A 17,878-nucleotide genomic window follows, 5' to 3' on the forward strand; every position below is an offset into this window, starting at 1 on the left:
GGGTAAACCTGATGGATGCTGTTGTCGTATTACATGAGCACCGTATCGGTTTCATTGTGTTGCGTGATGAAGACGGAGGGTTTATCGTCGCAGAGTTACAGTCCAGCGATGATATTCAGCGGGGTGACATCATCAGTGGCGTGTTTGACGTTGCGCAAACACAAACCTACAAAAACAAAGCGAATGAAGACGACGTCGACTTACTCGTTCACGGTATGGGAATGACAGAGGAAGACGCTATAAAGTTCATTCAGACCAAAACTGCGAGCTAAGCGATAGTTATTTCAGGAAGGCAAATAATAGCCTTCCTGAACACTCTGCCAGCCTGTTTACTTGCTATTCCTTTGTATTTCGTATTTTATGCTGAGTGCAGTTTTGACTGTATACACCCATAACAACGATTCAGATGATAGTAAGACAGGTGAATAATGAACAATGCATTTGTGGCGGGTATTTCTGCAGCCTTAATGGCTTTCTCATTGGTGGGTTGTACTCACCCTGCAACCCATACAGCGGCAAAAACGGATGCTGTCTGCACCGTGGGTGATCCCATGGTGCAGACAACACTTTATTTTGGTCTGAGCCGTGCTGGCGGGCCAGATATCAGCAATACCCAATGGCAGAATTTTGTCGATCAGGACGTGACGCCACGCTTTCGTGATGGGCTGACGGTGTTTGATGCTCGGGGGCAGTGGTTGGGTAATGACGGAAAACTGGCGAAAGAGGGTAGCAAGGCGTTAATGTTAATTCATAGTAACGAACCAGCAGAAAACCAAAAAATCGAAACATTACGCACTATCTATAAAACACGATTTGCACAAGATTCAGTTATGCGTGTAGATGATACCGTTTGCGTTGGGTTTTAATATCAACGGGTGGCGGATTTTTCCGCCACACATCAATACCTTGGCGGGTTACAGAACCAGGCCTGCAAAAGCAGCTGACAACAGGCTAACCAGTGTTGCTCCGTACACCAAGCGCAAACCATAGCGGGAAACGGTATTCCCCTGGCGCTCATCAAGGCCTTTAATTGCCCCAGCCACAATGCCAATTGAAGCAAAATTGGCAAAAGAAACCAGGAATACAGACAAAATCCCCAGCCCCCTTGGTGTCATGGCTTGTGATATTTTTTGTAAATCGATCATCGCCACAAATTCGTTAGCGACTAATTTCGTCGCCATAATGCTTCCCGCCTGCAAAGCATCAACTTGTGGTATGCCTACAAGCCATGCCAATGGGTAAAACACAAAACCTAAAAGCTGCTGGAAACTGTAACCAAAGAGCATGGAAAACAGAGCATTAATAGCACTAATGATTGCAATAAACCCAATCAGCATAGCCAGAATTATCATCGCGACTTTAAAACCAGCCAGGATGTATTCCCCGAGCATTTCAAAAAAACTTTGTGACTCATGGAGTTTTTCTAATTGGAGCTCGGGTTCCTGGTCTGGTGGAGTTGGGTTGATGACAGACAAAATGATGAACGTACTGAACATATTCAGTATTAGCGCGGCAACAACATAGCGTGGTTCGAGCATTGTCATGTATGCCCCGACAATGGATAGCGACACTGTTGACATCGCTGTTGCCGCCATAGTGAACATCCGCTGAGAGGATAGTTGGGCAAGTATTCCTTTGTAGGCAATGAAATTTTCAGACTGGCCAAGTGTCAGGGAACTGACAGCATTGAATGACTCCAGCTTCCCCATGCCATTAACTTTTGACAAAACCGTGCCAAAGATACGAATCAAAACGGGAAGAATACGCCAGTGCTGTAAAATACCTATCAGTGCTGAAATAAAAATAATGGGGCACAATACCCCCAGAAAAACAAATGCCAGGCCTTGTTTCCCCATGCCACTAAATACAAAATCGGTTCCCTGGCTCGCGAAATGAAGCAGAGAGTCAAATAAACTGGCAACACGTTGAATAACAATGAGCCCACTTTCTGAATGCAGGAAAAACCATGCTAAAAGCGCCTCGATAACAACCAATTGAAGAATATAACGGATGCGAATTTTCTTGCGGTCAAAACTTACAAGCCAGGCAAGAGCAAGGATAACAACCAGGGCAAAACAGAAATGAAGTATGGTTAGCATAAATATTGTCATGCAGGTGAAAAGGAAGCTATTAGGCCATAAATTATCACCCAGGTAAATCACTGTAGCTATGTGAAATTAGTATGAAAAACACACTGCTGGCATGTTGTTTTCTTGGCGGTATCCATAACATTTACCTGTGCTTGATAGTGATTTACTCGAGAGTAACGTGATTTTACTTCACATTATCAATGTCCTACGGGGAGGTGGCATGCTTTTCAGCTGTATTGATTCAGTCTGTTGCCTGGTTTATGCGGCTTGTTTTCGATAAAAAAACCCCATCCAGACTGGATGGGGAAAAATGATTTATCAATAGGGAATGATGCTCTCTGGTTTTCAATGAGAACATGACAAATGTACTTGGTAATAGTGAGCAGAACATGGAGAAATTATGGATTTTTTATCCATGCTTATGAATATATGTCAAAAAAAGCGCTTGCGGAAATGTCAGCAGTATGAAGAAGAAAAAAAAGGCCCCATTGCAAGGGGTGGGGCCAAAGTCAACTTATTGATTATGGAATGAGGTTCGGGGAGTTATCCCTGAACAAATAAAATGTAGCAGTAAAAAAAGAATGAATAATGGAGACAATGTGGAATTTGTGTTAAGTGGAGTTTCTAAACTGTTTTTTTTCTGATAATTAAAATTTTATTTTGGGGGGCTTATGGTGGCTTTTACTGTAAAACATAACCTGCAGGTGAATTGAAATGGGGCTGCTGGATTCATACTCATCCATCATTGATGCACTATTTTGATTTTGAGACGCATTATCAATTCCGAGAGATTATTAATAGAGGGATGTATGTAATATAATCGGTTTTTGTACAAAAAATATTTACTTTTTGCACCAGGAATGCTCTGATCTACGCCGTCAAAAATCAGTGTAAGAGAAAGAGAAAAGGAAATGAACGCGCTAAAACCTGGTAGCCTGGCCTTGATTATTGGAGCCAGAACCCTGTCCGGTCGAATCAATATTGGTAAGTCTGTCTGCTTGTTTGAACGTTACCGTCCCGGTGAACGTTTCATTAACCCGGTAAATGGTGTTGAGACTGTTCTGCCAGTAGACTCCGGATGTAGCCTGTGGCTGGTGACTGGTGATGTCATCGCTTTTGACAAACAACCCGGTTTTGCGTTTGTGCGTGATGAGCATTTGATGCCTCTTGATAGTGATTTTTCATCCAGCGATGTGCTGGAAAGAATGATGGACTAAATTACTGCCGTTCCGGTTGTTCCCTGCTGTAAAAATTGTAGGAATAACCGGGTTGCTCACCTTCTTCGTGCAGTCAACGGGGATTTTCAATCTCGGGTCAATTCAATAAATATTCCGTTCATTTGTACTCACTCCTTCCAGCCAGACTTATCATAAATTTTTAATCCCGATGTCAGCTGGTTAACTGACTTTTCATGCAGAAATACCTTAAGTAATGTGATCGACTCAGCAATACAGTTGTAGAGTAAATAAACAGGTCGCTTATTGGCTATTTGAGTTCCTGAGTGTCATGTAAAATTATTAAGTAAGCCCTTACTGTGTAATAAGGATTTCCCTATGACAATCTCACTGCCGAAGTCCACGCTACGTATCGCCCTGGTTGGTGACTACAACCATGAATCCGTAGCACATGATGCCATTCATTTAGCGTTGGATGACGCTGCTGCTGTGCTTGGTGTGACGGCGGATTATGACTGGCTTGCAACTGAAGAGATAAATTCTGGTGAAGACCTGGTGGGGTATGATGCCATCTGGGTTGTTCCCGGAAGCCCTTATAAAAAAACTGAGGGAGTGTTACTGGCTATTCGTTATGCTCGTGAGCATGGTGTACCGTTTCTGGGTACATGTGCGGGGTTTCAGTATGTCCTGATTGAATATGCTCGCCATGTCATGGAAATGCCAGATGCTGCACATGCAGAGACAGGTTCTGGTAGCGATATTATTATCACACCACTTTCTTGCCCTCTTGCAGGGAAATCCGAAGTTGTCTTACTCCACCCGGATACACAGATTTCCAAAGCGTATGGGAAGTCCGAAATTACTGAGCACTATAACTGCCACTATAGTGTTTCAACTGAATTCATCGCCCGTCTTGCAGGGCAGGATTTGGTAGTAACCGGAACAAACAAAGCGGGCGAGGCAAGGGTAGTTGAGTTGTCATCTCATCCTTATTTTGTAGCGACCCTGTTTCAGCATGAACGCTCATCACTTGATAAGCGCCCATCACCGCTGGTGCAAGGTTTTTTAAAAGCGGTTCGTGTTCTTTAACGTTAACTGGCACGTTTTTTTGCCCGGCCCCGAAACCAGTGACTGTGTTTCGGGGCAACATTCTTACTGGTGTGCTTTTCCTGCAACTGCACCAAAAATGGCCATCACAACACTCAATACCGCGCAGCCAAGCACAGGCCATGCCCAGGAGTGCGTGAATGCATGGGCATTACCGGCTAATGGTGGGCCAAAGGCAGCCAGTAAATAACCAACAGACTGAGCCATGCCCGACAATGAGGCCGCTTCATGTGCCGTTGAGGTTTTCAGACCAATAAATGACAACCCGAGGATCATTGTCGCGCCAGATCCAAATCCAAACAGGCATACCCAGATGGAAGCTGCAGATGGGAAAAACCACAACCCAGCAAGACTAAAACTGCAAAGTAAAGAGACGCCGGCAGCGATAGTGCGTTGATCGCGCATCCGGCTAATTACCATGCCAATAAACAAACCGGGTACCGCACAGGCCAGTTGCATTAATCCATGCAATGAGCCGGCCTGGACCTCGCTGTACCCTGCATCCATCAGTATCATGGGGAGCCAACCAATCACCACATAGTAGATAAGCGAGTTGATGCCTAAAAAGAAGGTAATGAACCAGGCAAGTGAATTGGACCAGATTCGTGGGGTTGAATATGTGGGTTGCTGTGCAGTAGAGCCCTGGTTACCTTTACCAACCTGATCCCACCACATAGCAAGTGCGAGTATCGGAAAAATCATCAGACATACCAATGCTCCTTGCCAGCCAAAATGAATAGCCAGTGGCACCATTGCAGCCGAACCCAGGCCAGCAGCAACGCCCATGGTCAGAGAATAAGCGCCAGTGAGGCGGGGAATATGCCCAGGGAAATCTCGTTTTATCAGCCCCGGTAACAGTACGTTTCCTACAGCAATGCCAGTACCAATCAATACCGTACCTAAATAGAGCCCCGAAAGGTTGCCACTGGAGCGCAGTAAAATGCCAGTGCAAATAATCAGCAATGCAGTAACCAGGCTTCGTTCCGGCCCAAAGTAGCGGGAAACTCGGGCTGCAAGTGGTGAAATAAAGGCAAATGCAAACAGAGGTAAGGTGGTCAGTACACCGGTTTGTGTGGCTGATAACGAAAACTGGCTGCTGACCTGATCAAGCAGTGGGGCAAGTCCGGTAAAAGAAGCACGCAGTGTGGCTGCAATCAGCAGTATTCCGGCAATCATACGCCAGGGCGCAATTAAACGAAGTGCGGTAGTCATTGTTTCTCCTCATCTACCAGCATGATACGCTGTAAAACTGTATGAAGAATTAAGCTAAAATGACATTTTATCGCTGTAATCGGACAAAATAATGGCTCGTGACCTTGCACTAAGTGGGTTTATTCCGGATGAGAACCATGACCCGGCTGTCGCATTTTTTATTGAGATAGAAGAGGGAGAAGAGCAATTTTTTCCTCCTCACCAGCATCGTAAAGGGCAATTGATTATGGCGCTGCATGGAGGAATTTCGTGCGAGGTTGAGCAGGGGATGTGGATTGTTCCACCGGGTTATGCGGTGTGGATCCCTGGTAACACGATGCACAGTAACCGGGTGATGGCGCGTGCAAGGTTGTGTTTCCTGTTTCTTGAAATGGGAGAAGTACCAATGCCAAATCATTGCTGCACATTGCAGGTTTCCTCGCTTGTCCGGGCGTTGGTTTTGTCGCTGGCACAAAGAGGGCTGTCACGAGGTGATCGGAGCCGTACAGACAGGCTGGTTGCTGTGCTGCGTGATGAGTTACCTGAACTACCAGTGGCCCCTTTGCAGCTCCCTTCCTCGGGCCATCCTAAAATTTGCCAGATGGTAAGATTCATGGCCGATAACCCGGAAAACCGAAGAACGTTGTCTGAATGGGCGAAACACCTTGCAATGAGCGAAAGAAACTTATCACGGCTCATTTTGCGTGAAACCGGCATGACGTGGCGCCATTGGCGCCAGCAGTTGATAGTGATTATGGCAGTTCGTTATTTAATTACAGGCGAAAGTGTCCAGATGGTGTCGCGCACACTCGGTTATGAATCAACAACTGCTTTTATTAACATATTTCGCCAGGTGTTGGGCACCACGCCTGGCCGCTATCTGGATCAACAAATGAGCCACTCAGGGAAGTCGGCCTGAACAGTGCTACTGTGAAAAGGCTTAGCGGGTAAAGTTCACCAGTTGGGGGCGTGCAATACGCAAGTAATCTTCAGTATTGAGGATAATCGATTTTTCCAGTCGGCCCGCATTGAAGGCAATTTCCTGTTGCTGAAAAAATAGCCCAGGGTCAGCAATCAGGGTAAGACCTGGGTGAAAACTGAACGGTGGAATGGCACCAAAAACGCACTGAGTGAGTGTTTCCACTTCCATTGGGCTTGCCAGCGATGCTTTTAGTCCGCCAAAGTGGTGTGCGACTTTACCCAGGTCAGCTTGTTGTGCCGCACTCAGAATAGCCAGCACATGGCGTTTAACACTGTTCCCTTTCACCTTGCAAACCAGTGCCTTGGCACCTTGTTCCAGGCGGGTACCCCGGACAGCAGAAACGGCCTCACATTTACCAACAGGTTCGTGCTCCATAATGCGAAAGCGTGCGCCTTCGTGAGTCAGTAAAGAGACAAGTTGGTTATAGATATCCTGATTAATTTCGTACTCTGACATACCGTTATCTCGCATGCTGCTGGATTATCAAGTGTATACCGCACACTGTTCTTTGCCACTGTTTTGCTGTTGTTTGGTAAAGCAATGGAATGATGCCTGAATGGGAATTACAGACAGAAGGTGAAGTGCTGATATTCAGACATTTAAAAAATCACAGGGTATTAAACGGACAGGGGAGAGTGACAGAGTAAATTGCGGGCAATTAAATAACAGAAAATCAGCCAGAAAAGAGATCTTAACTGGCTGATTATAATAGATTAGCTGCTCATTTCAGCTGCTTGCTTATGGAACAGCTCTCTGAATACCGGGTAAATATCATCCTGGTCACGAATATGCTGCATTGAGAAATTTTCGAACATTGACTGCAAATGCTCATATTCCCGCCATAACGTCTGGTGCGCTCGCCGCGTTATTTCAATATAACAGTAATAGCGCACCATAGGCAGTAAGCGTTTAGCCAAAATTTCGTGACAAAGAGGTGAATCATCAGCCCAGTTATCACCATCGGATGCCTGTGCGGCATAGATGTTCCATTGGGCAGGGTCATAACGTTCTTTGACAACTTCATCCATCAGCTTTAATGCACTGGAGACGATAGTTCCCCCGGTTTCCTGAGAGTAGAAAAACTCATGCTCATCGACTTCTTTGGCCTGGGTATGGTGACGAATATAAACCACTTCCACATTTTTATACGTTCTGCTCAGGAACAGATAAAGCAGTATATAAAAACGTTTTGCCATGTCTTTGGTTGCCTGATCCATTGAACCGGACACATCCATTAAACAAAACATCACTGCCTGGCTGGACGGTTCTGGGCGTTTCTCAAAGTTTTTGTACCTTAAATCGAATGTATCAATAAAGGGTACTCGGGCAATTTTTTCACGTAATTCTGCAATTTCTTTGCGCAGTCGCTCTTCTTCCAGCAACTGTACCGGCTCAGTATGCTCAACTACCTCCAGTGCGGCCTCCAGTTCCCGCAACTGCCTGCGTTTGCCCGCACTCATTGCTGTGCGACGAGCAAGTGAATTTTGTAGTGAACGCACTACACTGATGTTGGCTGGCACACCGTTTGCGGTATACCCAGAACGGTGCGTCTTGAATTCATTTAACTGCCGTTGCTGATTTTTCTTCAGGTTTGGCAGCGCCAAATCTTCAAAGAGCAGATCCAGATATTCATCTTTGGATATCTGAAACACAAATTCATCCTGGCCCTCGCCATCATTACTGGCCTGGCCTTCACCACTCCCTGAACCGCCTCCACCGCCCTGAGGGCGTTCTATGCGGTCTTTTTCGACAAAATGGTCATTGCCGGGATGAACACGCTGGCGCATCCCACCACGCCCCTGATGGAACATTGGCTCATTAATGTCATCGATAGGTATGGAAACGGATTCTCCGTTCTCCACGTCGGTTACCGAACGCTTATTAATGGCCTCGGAAATCGACTGCTTGATTTGCGCTTTATAACGGCGCAAAAAGCGCTGGCGGTTAACCGTGCTTTTATTTTTACCGTTAAGACGCCGGTCAATAAAATAGGCCATATTTCCCCCAAACTGCATGCCAAAGCGCAGATTTATCACTGCATATTCTGCAGTGAACAGGCGCCGTGCTTAGCCGGCGCCAGTCATGGTTATGAGGACTTCCGTACTCGCAGATACCACTCGCATAACAAACGTACTTGTTTACGTGTATAACCTTTTTCCATCATACGGTCGACAAAGTCATCGTGTTTTTTCTGCTCATCGGTTGAGGTTTTGGCATTGAACGAGATAACAGGTAACAACTCCTCAGTGTTCGAGAACATTTTTTTCTCAATCACTGTGCGTAGTTTCTCGTAACTGGTCCAGTTCGGGTTACGCCCACTGTTATTGGCTCGGGCACGTAAAACGAAATTGACAATCTCGTTACGGAAATCTTTCGGATTGCTGATGCCTGCTGGTTTTTCAATTTTTTCCAGTTCTGCATTGAGTGATTCACGGTCAAATAACTGACCGGTATCCGGGTCGCGGTACTCCTGATCCTGAATCCAGAAATCTGCATAAGTAACATAGCGGTCAAAGATGTTCTGACCATATTCAGAATAAGATTCCAGATAGGCGGTCTGAATCTCTTTGCCAATAAACTCAGCATATTTGGGAATCAGATAACCTTTCAGGAATTCAAGATACCGTTCAGCCTGCTCCTGTGGGAACTGTTCACGTTCGATTTGCTGCTCAAGTACATAGAACAAATGTACTGGGTTTGCGGCAACTTCTGCATGGTCAAAGTTAAATACGCGAGACAAAATCTTGAAGGCAAAACGTGTCGAAAGCCCGTTCATCCCTTCATCCACGCCCGCGTAGTCCCGGTATTCCTGATAAGACTTCGCTTTCGGGTCGGTATCTTTGAGGCTTTCACCGTCATAGACACGCATCTTCGAATACATACTGGAGTTTTCCGGCTCTTTCAAACGTGAAAGAATTGAGAAACGAGCCAGTGTTTCCAGCGTACCCGGAGCACAAGGTGCATGAGTCAGTTCACTGTGATTAAGCAGTTTTTCGTAGATTTTGATTTCTTCAGAAATCCGCAGGCAATAAGGCACCTTAACGATATAAACACGGTCAAGGAATGCCTCATTGTTTTTGTTATTACGGAACTGCACCCATTCAGATTCGTTCGAGTGGGCAAGGATAATGCCGCTAAAGGGCAGTGCGGAAATCCCTTCAGTACCGTTGTAGTTGCCTTCCTGTGTTGCTGTCAGCAGAGGGTGGAGCACCTTGATGGGTGCTTTGAACATTTCCACAAACTCCATGATCCCCTGGTTAGCGCGGCACAGTGCACCGGAATAACCATAAGCATCAGGGTCATTTTGAGCAAAATGTTCAAGTTTACGGATATCCACTTTACCGACCAGTGCGGAAATATCCTGGTTATTTTCATCGCCTGGCTCAGTTTTGGCTATCGCCAACTGTTCCAGAATGGATGGCCAAACTTTGACCACCTTGAACTTGGTGATATCACCACCGAATTCATGCAAGCGCTTAGCTGCCCAGGGGGACATAATTGTGCCCAGGTAGCGTTTAGGTATTCCGTACTCTTTTTCAAGTATTTCGCCATCCTCTTGTGGGTTAAACAAGCAGAAAGGATGATCATTGACTGGACTGCGTTCTCCATTGGCACTCAGGACATAAATGGGAACACGTTGCATCAATGACTTCAGGCGTTCAGCGAGTGAAGATTTACCGCCACCAACCGGCCCCAACAGATATAGAATCTGTTTCTTTTCTTCGAGCCCCTGAGCTGCATGTTTCAAATAAGAAACAATCTGCTCAATAGCTTCTTCCATGCCATAAAATTCTTCAAAGGCAGGATAGCGTGCGATGACACGATTCGAAAAGAGACGGGATAGCCGTGGTTCTTGTGCCGTATCCACCATCACCGGCTCGCCGATGGCCATCAACAGCCGCTCTGCCGCGTTAGCATAGGCACTGCGATCTTGCCGACATGTGGCGAGAAACTCCTGCAGTGTGAATTCTTCGTCCTTGGCAGCTTCGTAACGCTGACGATAGTGATCGAATATATTCATGGCGTACCGTCCTGTTATAAATTCTGGGAACATGTTACAGCTATCAGTTTTTCCTACTTTTAGCGGTGGTATGCAACGGCATCCAAAAACACAATACCGTCCTATTTGTTATGAGCGTCTATTGTCGATTGATCAAGTTCTTAGCAAGGAGGGATATTGCCATGATTGGTTAAAAATTGAGCTTGAATTGGTGTTTTTGTTTGTTTTATTTATTTATTTGGATTTTATATCTGATTTTTTTATTTTAGTTAACACAATTAACCAACATTGAAAGATGGGCAAATGTTGGTAAATTTTTAAATGATGTGCTGAAAAGCAAGTTTGGGACACAATTGGTTTGTCATTACCTCAGAAAAACATTCTATTTCTGGTGAAACAAAGAATGATTAGCACTCAATTGGTTGTTAATAAAGAAATAACTTAGGTGATTATAATTAGCAGATAAGAATGAATAAAAAATGACAGCCAGGAAAAGTCTTTACTCACGAAATGGGATTATCTGAATTAAGCACAAACCTGGCATCTGCTACACTTTGTGCGTTTTTACTGCTAAGGAATGAGCTAAAAGTGAATATGCGTTCTGTCATAGTAATGAGCACATTGGTTCTTGGGGTTTGCCAGAGTGCACATGCAGCAAATTGGTCTCTGGGGGCCGGTGCGCTGGTTTCGCCAGACCCTTACGTGGGCTATAAAAATAAAGTTTATCCCGTTCCTATGATTGGCTATGAAGGTAAGAGCTTCTATTTTCGTGGGTTTAATGGTGGTTATTATTTATGGAATGATGAGAGTGACAAAGTTGCGTTAACCGCATTTTATTCCCCCATTCACTTCCGGGCCAAAGACAGTTCGAATCATCAAATGAAACGCCTTGATAACCGTTATGCCACGGTTATGGGAGGCATTTCATGGACACACGTGACAGCACAGTTTGGTTCCCTGCGTACTGTGCTGGCAGGTGATATGTTGGGTAACAGTAATGGCATTACTTGGGATAATACATGGATTTACCATTACCAATATGCCCGCTGGCGTTTGAGCCCGGGGGTGGGTATACAATGGAATAGCGCTAACCATAATGATTATTACTATGGGGTAAGCCGCTCCGAATCAAGCCGCAGTGGTATGCATACCTGGGATGCAGGCAGTTCCTGGAATCCTTATGTTGAACTGTCCGTAAATTACGCTATAACGCCTTCCTGGAGTATTTTTGGTATGGGGCGGTATGTCCGCCTTGGTAAGGCCATTAAAGATAGTCCTATGGTGGACAATTCATGGACCGGTGTGTTGCTGACTGGGGTGAATTACAGATTTTAAACTGAAAATTCAGGCATTTTGACGGGGCGCTTGCGTCCCGTTTGTTTTACAGTCAATGTGAGACAGGCTTTTTGTTTATAACCAGAAGGCATGTTTTGCTCTGCCATGGCTTGAAAACAGGAGATGTCAGAAGATGGATAAACGAATGGTTGTGCTACCGGATAATACAGTTCTACCCACAATCGGTTTGGGAACATGGTACATGGGTGAGCGCAACAGTGATACGGCCCAAGAGGTACGCGCGCTTCAGGCTGGCGTTGATACTGGGCTTAGGTTGATTGATACTGCTGAAATGTATGCAGACGGCGGTGCTGAACGCGTGGTTGGCAAGGCGATTGCCGGGCGACGTGACGATGTATTTTTAGTATCAAAAGTCTACCCCTGGAATGCCGGTGGGCAAAAAGCGATTGAAGCTTGTGAAGGCAGCCTGAAACGACTGGGTACCGACCACATTGACCTATGGTTGCTGCATTGGAGGGGAAATATCCCGTTGGAAGAAACGGTACGGGTGATGGAGCACCTGGTCAAGCAGGGAAAGATTAAGCGCTGGGGAGTATCCAATCTTGATACCAGCGATATGCAGGAGTTGTGGAATATTCAGGGGGGTAAGGCCTGTATGGTCAATCAGGTGCTTTACCACTTAGCTTCACGTGGTATTGAATATGATTTATTACCCTGGTGTAACACTCACCAGATACCGGTGATGGCCTATTCGCCACTTGCTCAGGCAGGGCGTTTGCGCAGGGGATTAGCGCAACATAGCGGGTTGCAGAAGGTCGCTGCAGAGTTGGGTATCACCGTTATGCAGTTGCTGTTAGCCTGGGTTATTCGCCAACCTGGTGTTATGGCTATTCCTAAGGCTTCTTCCGTTGAACATGTTCACCAGAATGCACAGGCAGCCAGTATTGTACTAACCAAGGAACAGTGTGAATTACTGGATTCGTTTTTTGCGCCGCCAGAGCATAAGATGCCGCTCGATATGGTATGAATAAACGGGGCGCAACCTGGCAGGTTGTGCCTCGTTTTACATATTGTCAGATGTTATTTGCTGACGGAAAGCACACAAGCCAGTCGGCCTGGTTGATTGGCGGATACTTTCTGCGGAATTGTGGCGTTAACGGCTTCTACACACACATACGTTTTATAACCGTCATCCGGAACATCGCTCATACTGATGGACAGCGCAGGGCCTGGGTTCCAGGCAACAACGTTGCAGTTATGGCGGTGAACAACATCAATACGGCGTGGCAGGCTTTTATCGTGAATCACACTACAGGCTTCAGGTTCAAGGTAAATTCTGTCAACCCTGTCAGGGAATGTCTGGATACCGTCGCTAAGTTGGTCTTCAATACCGTCTTTTACTTTGTCAATGAACCGGTGGCCAAGACCACTCACGCTCACCGCGTCGATATCGCCAACAGTGAAGTAGGTATGCAGTGCTGATTGTGTTTCAAATTCGCCGTGAGATTCCAATTCCATTTCACATGTTGCACCCAGTTTAAAACGGGCATAAAGAGTGAAATCATGGGGCCAATACTTCCGTGATGCATCACTGCTTTTTAGTTCGAATGTTAATGCAACACCGTTACTGTCTTCATTGTGGGCACTGAGTTGCCAGTCAAGATTACGGGCAAAACCATGGGAAGGCAGGGTGGAGTCTTTTGCCGGGCCAAACCAGGGCCAGCAAATGGGAACACCACCGCGAATAGCCTGGCCATGTTCAAACAGAGAGGCCTTACTCAGCCATAGCACTTCTTTTTCCCCTTTGGGTTGCCATGACAGGAGGTGTGCGCCCTGAAGCGCAACGGAAGCTTTCACGGCTGGATGGTCTACGACCAAAATATCCAGTTCTCCTAACTGCCGGCGAGATATTGTCGGTGTAACCTGTTCCAGTACCGGTAGTGCAAAGATTTTTTCAATCATTACTGCCTTCCTCTGTGATGAAATAAAAAAGGGCGACCGAAGTCGCCCTTAAGAATCAGATGCTCATCGCTTATTTAGAGATGTGAGCAATCAGATCCAGTACTTTGTTGGAGTAACCAGTTTCGTTGTCGTACCAGGATACCAGTTTCACAAAGTTGTCGTTCAGTGCGATACCCGCTTTGGCATCAAACACGGAAGTGCAAACTTCGCCGTTGAAATCGGTAGATACAACGTCGTCTTCAGTGTAACCCAGAACGCCTTTCATCGGGCCTTCGCTAGCTGCTTTGATAGCGGCTTTGATTTGTTCGTAGGTCGCAGCTTTTTCCAGACGTACAGTCAGGTCAACAACAGATACGTTCGGAGTAGGAACGCGGAACGCCATACCAGTCAGTTTGCCGTTCAGTTCTGGCAGTACTTTACCTACTGCTTTAGCAGCACCGGTAGAAGACGGGATGATGTTCTGAGCAGCGCCACGGCCACCGCGCCAATCTTTGTGAGACGGGCCATCAACAGTTTTCTGAGTAGCGGTAGTTGCGTGAACAGTAGTCATCAGACCTTCGATGATACCGAAGTTGTCGTTGATAACTTTAGCCAGCGGAGCCAGGCAGTTGGTGGTGCAGGATGCGTTAGAAACGATGTCCTGGCCAGCATATTTTTCGAAGTTAGCGCCGCGAACGAACATCGGAGTGCTGTCTTTAGACGGGCCAGTCATAACAACTTTTTTGGCACCAGCAGTGATGTGTTTACGAGCGGTTTCGTCAGTCAGGAAGATACCTGTTGCTTCAGCAACAACATCAACACCAACTTCGTCCCATTTCAGATTAGCCGGGTCTCTTTCAGCGGTAACGCGGATTTTTTTACCGTCAACAACCAGGTGGCCGTCTTTCACTTCAACGGTACCGTCGAAACGGCCGTGAGTGGAGTCATATTTCAGCATGTAAGCCATGTACTCAGCGTCTAACAGATCGTTGATTGCAACAATCTCGATGTCAGAACGTTTCTGAGCAGCACGGAAAACAATGCGACCGATACGGCCAAAACCGTTGATACCTACTTTGATAGTCATATATTCCACCAGCTATTTGTTAGTGAATAAAAGGTTGGCTGTAAAATTACAAAAACCTTACGCAGCGTCAAGCGGAATCGTGTCAATCATTGCGACAAATCAATCCTCTGCGTAAGCTTTGTGCGACTGACTGCCTCTTCATCCATTTGGGCTACAAGTCTCTATGGGGACTGCGCCCAGAATTTTAAAGTCAGCTCTATAGAATAATGTGACGTAGATCACAAATGAAATTGCGTCGCTTTTACAGGCTACAGTTTAGAACAAAAGTCGCGCCTTGAGTGTTAATGTTTTGTTAGAATCCTTGAGAGAATTTGATCAACCCATTAATACCGGAAGTACACTTATGAGCAATTCATCCCATAATGGCGATATAAAAAAGACACTGACTGAAATGCAATTTTTTGTCACTCAGGAACATGGCACAGAACCACCATTTACCGGGCAATTATTGCACAACAAACGTGATGGCCTGTATCACTGCCTGGTGTGTAATACGCCACTCTTCAGGTCTGAAACAAAATACGATTCTGGTTGTGGCTGGCCCAGTTTTTTCGAGCCGGTCGACAGTAACGCTGTTCGTTATCTGAATGACTATTCACACGGGATGCAGCGTACTGAAATTCGTTGTGCACATTGTGATGCGCATTTAGGGCATGTTTTCCCGGATGGGCCGCGCCCAACTGGGGAGCGCTATTGTGTTAATTCTGCGTCTCTGAGCTTCACCGACGGGCAGTCTGGTGAACAGACAAAAGGTTAGTTGAAACGCTTCAGCAAATTATTCCAGCAGGGGAGAAATAATATGGATTTTGAGGCGGTATTATCCACGATGACGCCAGAGATTTATCAGCGTTTGGCAACAGCAGTTGAGCTTGGAAAATGGCCTGATGGTGTAGCCCTGACTCAGGAGCAAAAAGAAAACTGCCTGCAGTTGGTAATGCTCTGGCAACAGCGCACAAACGCTGACCCTGAACATATGACAATTGGCACTGATGGCCAGATTATGATGAAGAGCAAGCAACAATTAAAAGCGGAATTCGGTATTGAGCAGGCATCAATCGCTACCTTGAAACCACGAGACTGACGATGTATTTAGCCCATAGTTGAGGTTATTGGCTTGCAATAGTATAAGTGACACTGTCACCTTTTAAACATTACTGACGGCTTGCTCTTACTAAACCGTCAGTAATGGGGGTTAATACATTGGATGTCGAAAAAAGATGTCGCGAAAAAAGGGATATCGCGAAAAAAACGTAAGCCGATTATGCGCGACCAGCAGGCAATGGAAAACTGCACGCTACGAAGATGAGGAAGCTTGTAGCCTCAGCCATGCAATTCGAACCATTCCTCCAGCGTATAGAGGGTTGCACCAGCGCAAGCCATATCCTGGAATGCGCGGATGCTGTCACCTTCCTGCATTTCAACTCCCCGGCATCCGTCCACAATCACTGCAACCTGATACCCGAGTTTCAGGGCATCAAGCACTGTGAATTTGACGCAGTAATCGGTTGCTAAACCCATAATAATTAATTGATTTACATGGCAATGCTCGAGCCAGGTGCGTAGCTGTGTTTCTTGCCGGTGCCCGTTGTCAAAAAATGCACTGTAGCTATCAATTAGCGGGTTTTCACCTTTCTGAAAACAGGCGGAGATAGCCTCTTTTTTCAGTAATGGATGCAATTCGGCACCAGGTGTGTGTTGAACACAATGATCCGGCCACCAGGTTTGCTCCAGCCCGTCCAGTACACCAGTTGTGAACGGCTCCGAGCCCTGTACGCTGGCAAAACTACCGTGGTCCTGCGGGTGCCAGTCCTGGGAGGCGATGACTATTTCTCCTCGTGTCCGGCACCATTTGATCAGCTGATTGGCGACTTCAACGGTGGCATCGCCTTCGGCGACAGCCAGAGCGCCCCCAGCACAAAAGTCATTCTGGATATCAACCAGCAATAAGGCTCTGTGTGCCATGTAAACCTCCATCAATCCGGGGTCAGTTCACCACGTAAGTTGCTCATCATCTGCTGACGTACTGTTTCGCTGCCCAGGTTTTGGCTGAGCAAGTAATGCAACTTAGTCAGGGTTGCTTCAACCGTCATATCGAAGCCACTAATGACTCCTGCTTGTGCCAGTGCATTTCCAGTAGCATAGCCCCCCATATTGACTTTACCAGACATACACTGTGTCAGGTTTACAACAACAATACCCCGGTCACAAGCTTCCTGTAGTGTTTCGGTGAATGCCGGGTTTTGTGGCGCGTTACCAACACCATAAGAACGCAGAATAAGCGCTTTAACGGGCTGACGCACAAAGTTACGAACCACATCGGCTGCGATACCAGGGTAAATCGTGACGACACCAATCGGTTGTGGAGTTATAGGGTGTACCACTAATTCCCCAGAACCTTTGGGTGCTGGAGGAGTATTGAGACGGCGAATATGAATACCGGCTTCCAGCAATGGCGGCAAATTAGGTGATGCAAAAGCATCAAAACCATCTGCATGTGCTTTGGTTGTTCGGTTACCGCGGTAAAGGCGGTTATTAAAAAACAGCGAAACTTCGTTAATTGGGTAATTAGCTGCGATGTACAACGCATTAAGTAAGTTTATCTGGCCGTCGGAACGAAGTTCTGCCAGGGGAATTTGCGAGCCGGTGACAATCACTGGCTTACCGAGGTTTTCCAGCATAAACGAGAGTGCGGAAGAGGTGAATGCCATGGTATCCGTGCCATGCAGGATAACAAAACCATCGTATTCGTCGTAATGTGCGGCGATATCATCGGCAATATGTTGCCAGTCTTCTGGCGTCATATCGGATGAGTCCATCAGCGGTTGGTACTCATGGATAGTAAATGCGGGCATTTCTGGCCGGTGAAACTCTGGCATTTGCGCAAGCTGGTGCTGTAAATGACCAGATACAGGTATGTAACCATTCTCAGAACGTTGCATACCGATGGTGCCGCCTGTGTAAGCGACATAAATAGATTTTTTTTGCATATCAGGGCCCTGGGCGTGCATA

General features: G+C 46.3%; 18 protein-coding genes. 9 read left to right on the forward strand and 9 right to left on the reverse strand.

Going from position 1 to position 17,878, the window contains the following annotated elements; all coding sequences use genetic code 11:
• The first annotated feature begins 11 nt into the window (after nucleotides 1–11).
• Both LC084_RS05265 and LC084_RS05270 read left to right on the forward strand, forming a co-directional pair.
• Nucleotides 12–272: a hypothetical protein gene (locus tag LC084_RS05265; protein WP_226569963.1), complete on the forward strand. Its 261-nt coding sequence runs from the start codon at nucleotides 12–14 to the stop codon at nucleotides 270–272.
• Nucleotides 273–428: 156 nt separating this feature from the next.
• Nucleotides 429–866: a DUF3574 domain-containing protein gene (locus tag LC084_RS05270; RefSeq protein ID WP_226569965.1), complete on the forward strand. Its 438-nt coding sequence runs from the start codon at nucleotides 429–431 to the stop codon at nucleotides 864–866.
• Nucleotides 867–914: 48 nt separating this feature from the next.
• Here the strand turns inward: LC084_RS05270 and LC084_RS05275 are convergent, their stop codons facing one another.
• Entirely contained in the window at nucleotides 915–2,099 is a 1,185-nt protein-coding gene (locus LC084_RS05275; protein ID WP_226569966.1) for a NupC/NupG family nucleoside CNT transporter, read from the reverse strand.
• A gap of 902 nt (nucleotides 2,100–3,001) precedes the next feature.
• Between LC084_RS05275 and LC084_RS05280 the strand changes: the two genes are divergently transcribed.
• Both LC084_RS05280 and LC084_RS05285 read left to right on the forward strand, forming a co-directional pair.
• Nucleotides 3,002–3,307, forward strand: coding sequence for a hypothetical protein (locus LC084_RS05280; protein WP_226569968.1), 306 nt, complete (start codon nucleotides 3,002–3,004; stop codon nucleotides 3,305–3,307).
• A gap of 336 nt (nucleotides 3,308–3,643) precedes the next feature.
• Entirely contained in the window at nucleotides 3,644–4,354 is a 711-nt protein-coding gene (locus LC084_RS05285) for a CTP synthase C-terminal region-related (seleno)protein (RefSeq protein WP_226569970.1), read from the forward strand.
• Between the two features lie 63 nt (nucleotides 4,355–4,417).
• Here LC084_RS05285 and LC084_RS05290 read toward each other — a convergent pair whose 3' ends face one another.
• On the reverse strand, nucleotides 4,418–5,584 hold the full coding sequence (locus LC084_RS05290) for an MFS transporter (RefSeq protein ID WP_226569972.1): 1,167 nt from the start codon (nucleotides 5,582–5,584) through the stop codon (nucleotides 4,418–4,420).
• A 91-nt stretch (nucleotides 5,585–5,675) separates the two neighbouring features.
• On the opposite strand from LC084_RS05290, the gene LC084_RS05295 reads away from it, so the two are divergent.
• Nucleotides 5,676–6,482 (forward strand): AraC family transcriptional regulator, encoded by an 807-nt coding sequence (locus tag LC084_RS05295; RefSeq protein ID WP_226569974.1) that lies wholly within the window; start codon nucleotides 5,676–5,678, stop codon nucleotides 6,480–6,482.
• 21 nt (nucleotides 6,483–6,503) lie between these two features.
• Here LC084_RS05295 and LC084_RS05300 read toward each other — a convergent pair whose 3' ends face one another.
• The 3 genes from LC084_RS05300 to yeaG form a co-directional block, all read right to left on the reverse strand.
• Nucleotides 6,504–7,001: a YbaK/prolyl-tRNA synthetase associated domain-containing protein gene (locus tag LC084_RS05300; protein WP_226569976.1), complete on the reverse strand. Its 498-nt coding sequence runs from the start codon at nucleotides 6,999–7,001 to the stop codon at nucleotides 6,504–6,506.
• Between the two features lie 257 nt (nucleotides 7,002–7,258).
• Nucleotides 7,259–8,560 (reverse strand): YeaH/YhbH family protein, encoded by a 1,302-nt coding sequence (locus tag LC084_RS05305; RefSeq protein WP_226571141.1) that lies wholly within the window; start codon nucleotides 8,558–8,560, stop codon nucleotides 7,259–7,261.
• Nucleotides 8,561–8,631: 71 nt separating this feature from the next.
• The gene (yeaG, locus tag LC084_RS05310) at nucleotides 8,632–10,566 is read right to left on the reverse strand and encodes a protein kinase YeaG (RefSeq protein WP_226569978.1); all 1,935 of its coding nucleotides are present in this window, start codon (nucleotides 10,564–10,566) and stop codon (nucleotides 8,632–8,634) included.
• Nucleotides 10,567–11,133: 567 nt separating this feature from the next.
• Between yeaG and LC084_RS05315 the strand changes: the two genes are divergently transcribed.
• Both LC084_RS05315 and LC084_RS05320 read left to right on the forward strand, forming a co-directional pair.
• Entirely contained in the window at nucleotides 11,134–11,880 is a 747-nt protein-coding gene (locus tag LC084_RS05315) for a MipA/OmpV family protein (protein WP_404808327.1), read from the forward strand.
• A gap of 133 nt (nucleotides 11,881–12,013) precedes the next feature.
• The gene (locus tag LC084_RS05320) at nucleotides 12,014–12,868 is read left to right on the forward strand and encodes an aldo/keto reductase (RefSeq protein WP_226569980.1); all 855 of its coding nucleotides are present in this window, start codon (nucleotides 12,014–12,016) and stop codon (nucleotides 12,866–12,868) included.
• Nucleotides 12,869–12,921: 53 nt separating this feature from the next.
• Here LC084_RS05320 and LC084_RS05325 read toward each other — a convergent pair whose 3' ends face one another.
• Complete coding sequence (locus LC084_RS05325) at nucleotides 12,922–13,803, reverse strand: D-hexose-6-phosphate mutarotase (protein WP_226569982.1); 882 nt, start codon at nucleotides 13,801–13,803, stop codon at nucleotides 12,922–12,924.
• 70 nt (nucleotides 13,804–13,873) lie between these two features.
• Nucleotides 13,874–14,869, reverse strand: coding sequence for a glyceraldehyde-3-phosphate dehydrogenase (gene gapA / locus LC084_RS05330; RefSeq protein WP_036108473.1), 996 nt, complete (start codon nucleotides 14,867–14,869; stop codon nucleotides 13,874–13,876).
• A 343-nt stretch (nucleotides 14,870–15,212) separates the two neighbouring features.
• Between gapA and msrB the strand changes: the two genes are divergently transcribed.
• Together msrB and LC084_RS05340 are read left to right on the forward strand one after the other, a co-directional pair.
• Entirely contained in the window at nucleotides 15,213–15,626 is a 414-nt protein-coding gene (gene msrB, locus LC084_RS05335) for a peptide-methionine (R)-S-oxide reductase MsrB (protein WP_226569984.1), read from the forward strand.
• A 42-nt stretch (nucleotides 15,627–15,668) separates the two neighbouring features.
• Complete coding sequence (locus tag LC084_RS05340; RefSeq protein ID WP_226569986.1) at nucleotides 15,669–15,950, forward strand: YeaC family protein; 282 nt, start codon at nucleotides 15,669–15,671, stop codon at nucleotides 15,948–15,950.
• 239 nt (nucleotides 15,951–16,189) lie between these two features.
• Here the strand turns inward: LC084_RS05340 and pncA are convergent, their stop codons facing one another.
• The gene (gene pncA, locus LC084_RS05345) at nucleotides 16,190–16,831 is read right to left on the reverse strand and encodes a bifunctional nicotinamidase/pyrazinamidase (protein ID WP_226569987.1); all 642 of its coding nucleotides are present in this window, start codon (nucleotides 16,829–16,831) and stop codon (nucleotides 16,190–16,192) included.
• An 11-nt stretch (nucleotides 16,832–16,842) separates the two neighbouring features.
• Nucleotides 16,843–17,856 (reverse strand): asparaginase, encoded by a 1,014-nt coding sequence (ansA, locus tag LC084_RS05350; RefSeq protein WP_226569989.1) that lies wholly within the window; start codon nucleotides 17,854–17,856, stop codon nucleotides 16,843–16,845.
• Nucleotides 17,857–17,878: the final 22 nt, after the last annotated feature.

The sequence above is a fragment of the Mangrovibacter yixingensis genome (genome assembly GCF_020523985.1).
Classification (GTDB): domain Bacteria; phylum Pseudomonadota; class Gammaproteobacteria; order Enterobacterales; family Enterobacteriaceae; genus Mangrovibacter; species Mangrovibacter yixingensis.

Excerpts from the sequence above, each read along its gene's own strand:
- LC084_RS05340 (WP_226569986.1), top strand. The coding sequence starts at position 15,669 with ATGGATTTTGAGGCGGTATTATCCACGATGACGCCAGAGATTTATCAG.
- LC084_RS05320 (WP_226569980.1), top strand. The coding sequence starts at position 12,014 with ATGGATAAACGAATGGTTGTGCTACCGGATAATACAGTTCTACCCACA.
- LC084_RS05305 (WP_226571141.1), bottom strand. The coding sequence starts at position 8,560 with ATGCAGTTTGGGGGAAATATGGCCTATTTTATTGACCGGCGTCTTAAC.
- LC084_RS05300 (WP_226569976.1), bottom strand. The coding sequence starts at position 7,001 with ATGTCAGAGTACGAAATTAATCAGGATATCTATAACCAACTTGTCTCT.
- LC084_RS05285 (WP_226569970.1), top strand. The coding sequence starts at position 3,644 with ATGACAATCTCACTGCCGAAGTCCACGCTACGTATCGCCCTGGTTGGT.
- LC084_RS05265 (WP_226569963.1), top strand. The coding sequence starts at position 12 with ATGGATGCTGTTGTCGTATTACATGAGCACCGTATCGGTTTCATTGTG.
- LC084_RS05280 (WP_226569968.1), top strand. The coding sequence starts at position 3,002 with ATGAACGCGCTAAAACCTGGTAGCCTGGCCTTGATTATTGGAGCCAGA.
- LC084_RS05275 (WP_226569966.1), bottom strand. The coding sequence starts at position 2,099 with ATGCTAACCATACTTCATTTCTGTTTTGCCCTGGTTGTTATCCTTGCT.
- gapA (WP_036108473.1), bottom strand. The coding sequence starts at position 14,869 with ATGACTATCAAAGTAGGTATCAACGGTTTTGGCCGTATCGGTCGCATT.
- LC084_RS05325 (WP_226569982.1), bottom strand. The coding sequence starts at position 13,803 with ATGATTGAAAAAATCTTTGCACTACCGGTACTGGAACAGGTTACACCG.
- yeaG (WP_226569978.1), bottom strand. The coding sequence starts at position 10,566 with ATGAATATATTCGATCACTATCGTCAGCGTTACGAAGCTGCCAAGGAC.
- LC084_RS05290 (WP_226569972.1), bottom strand. The coding sequence starts at position 5,584 with ATGACTACCGCACTTCGTTTAATTGCGCCCTGGCGTATGATTGCCGGA.
- msrB (WP_226569984.1), top strand. The coding sequence starts at position 15,213 with ATGAGCAATTCATCCCATAATGGCGATATAAAAAAGACACTGACTGAA.
- pncA (WP_226569987.1), bottom strand. The coding sequence starts at position 16,831 with ATGGCACACAGAGCCTTATTGCTGGTTGATATCCAGAATGACTTTTGT.
- ansA (WP_226569989.1), bottom strand. The coding sequence starts at position 17,856 with ATGCAAAAAAAATCTATTTATGTCGCTTACACAGGCGGCACCATCGGT.
- LC084_RS05270 (WP_226569965.1), top strand. The coding sequence starts at position 429 with ATGAACAATGCATTTGTGGCGGGTATTTCTGCAGCCTTAATGGCTTTC.
- LC084_RS05295 (WP_226569974.1), top strand. The coding sequence starts at position 5,676 with ATGGCTCGTGACCTTGCACTAAGTGGGTTTATTCCGGATGAGAACCAT.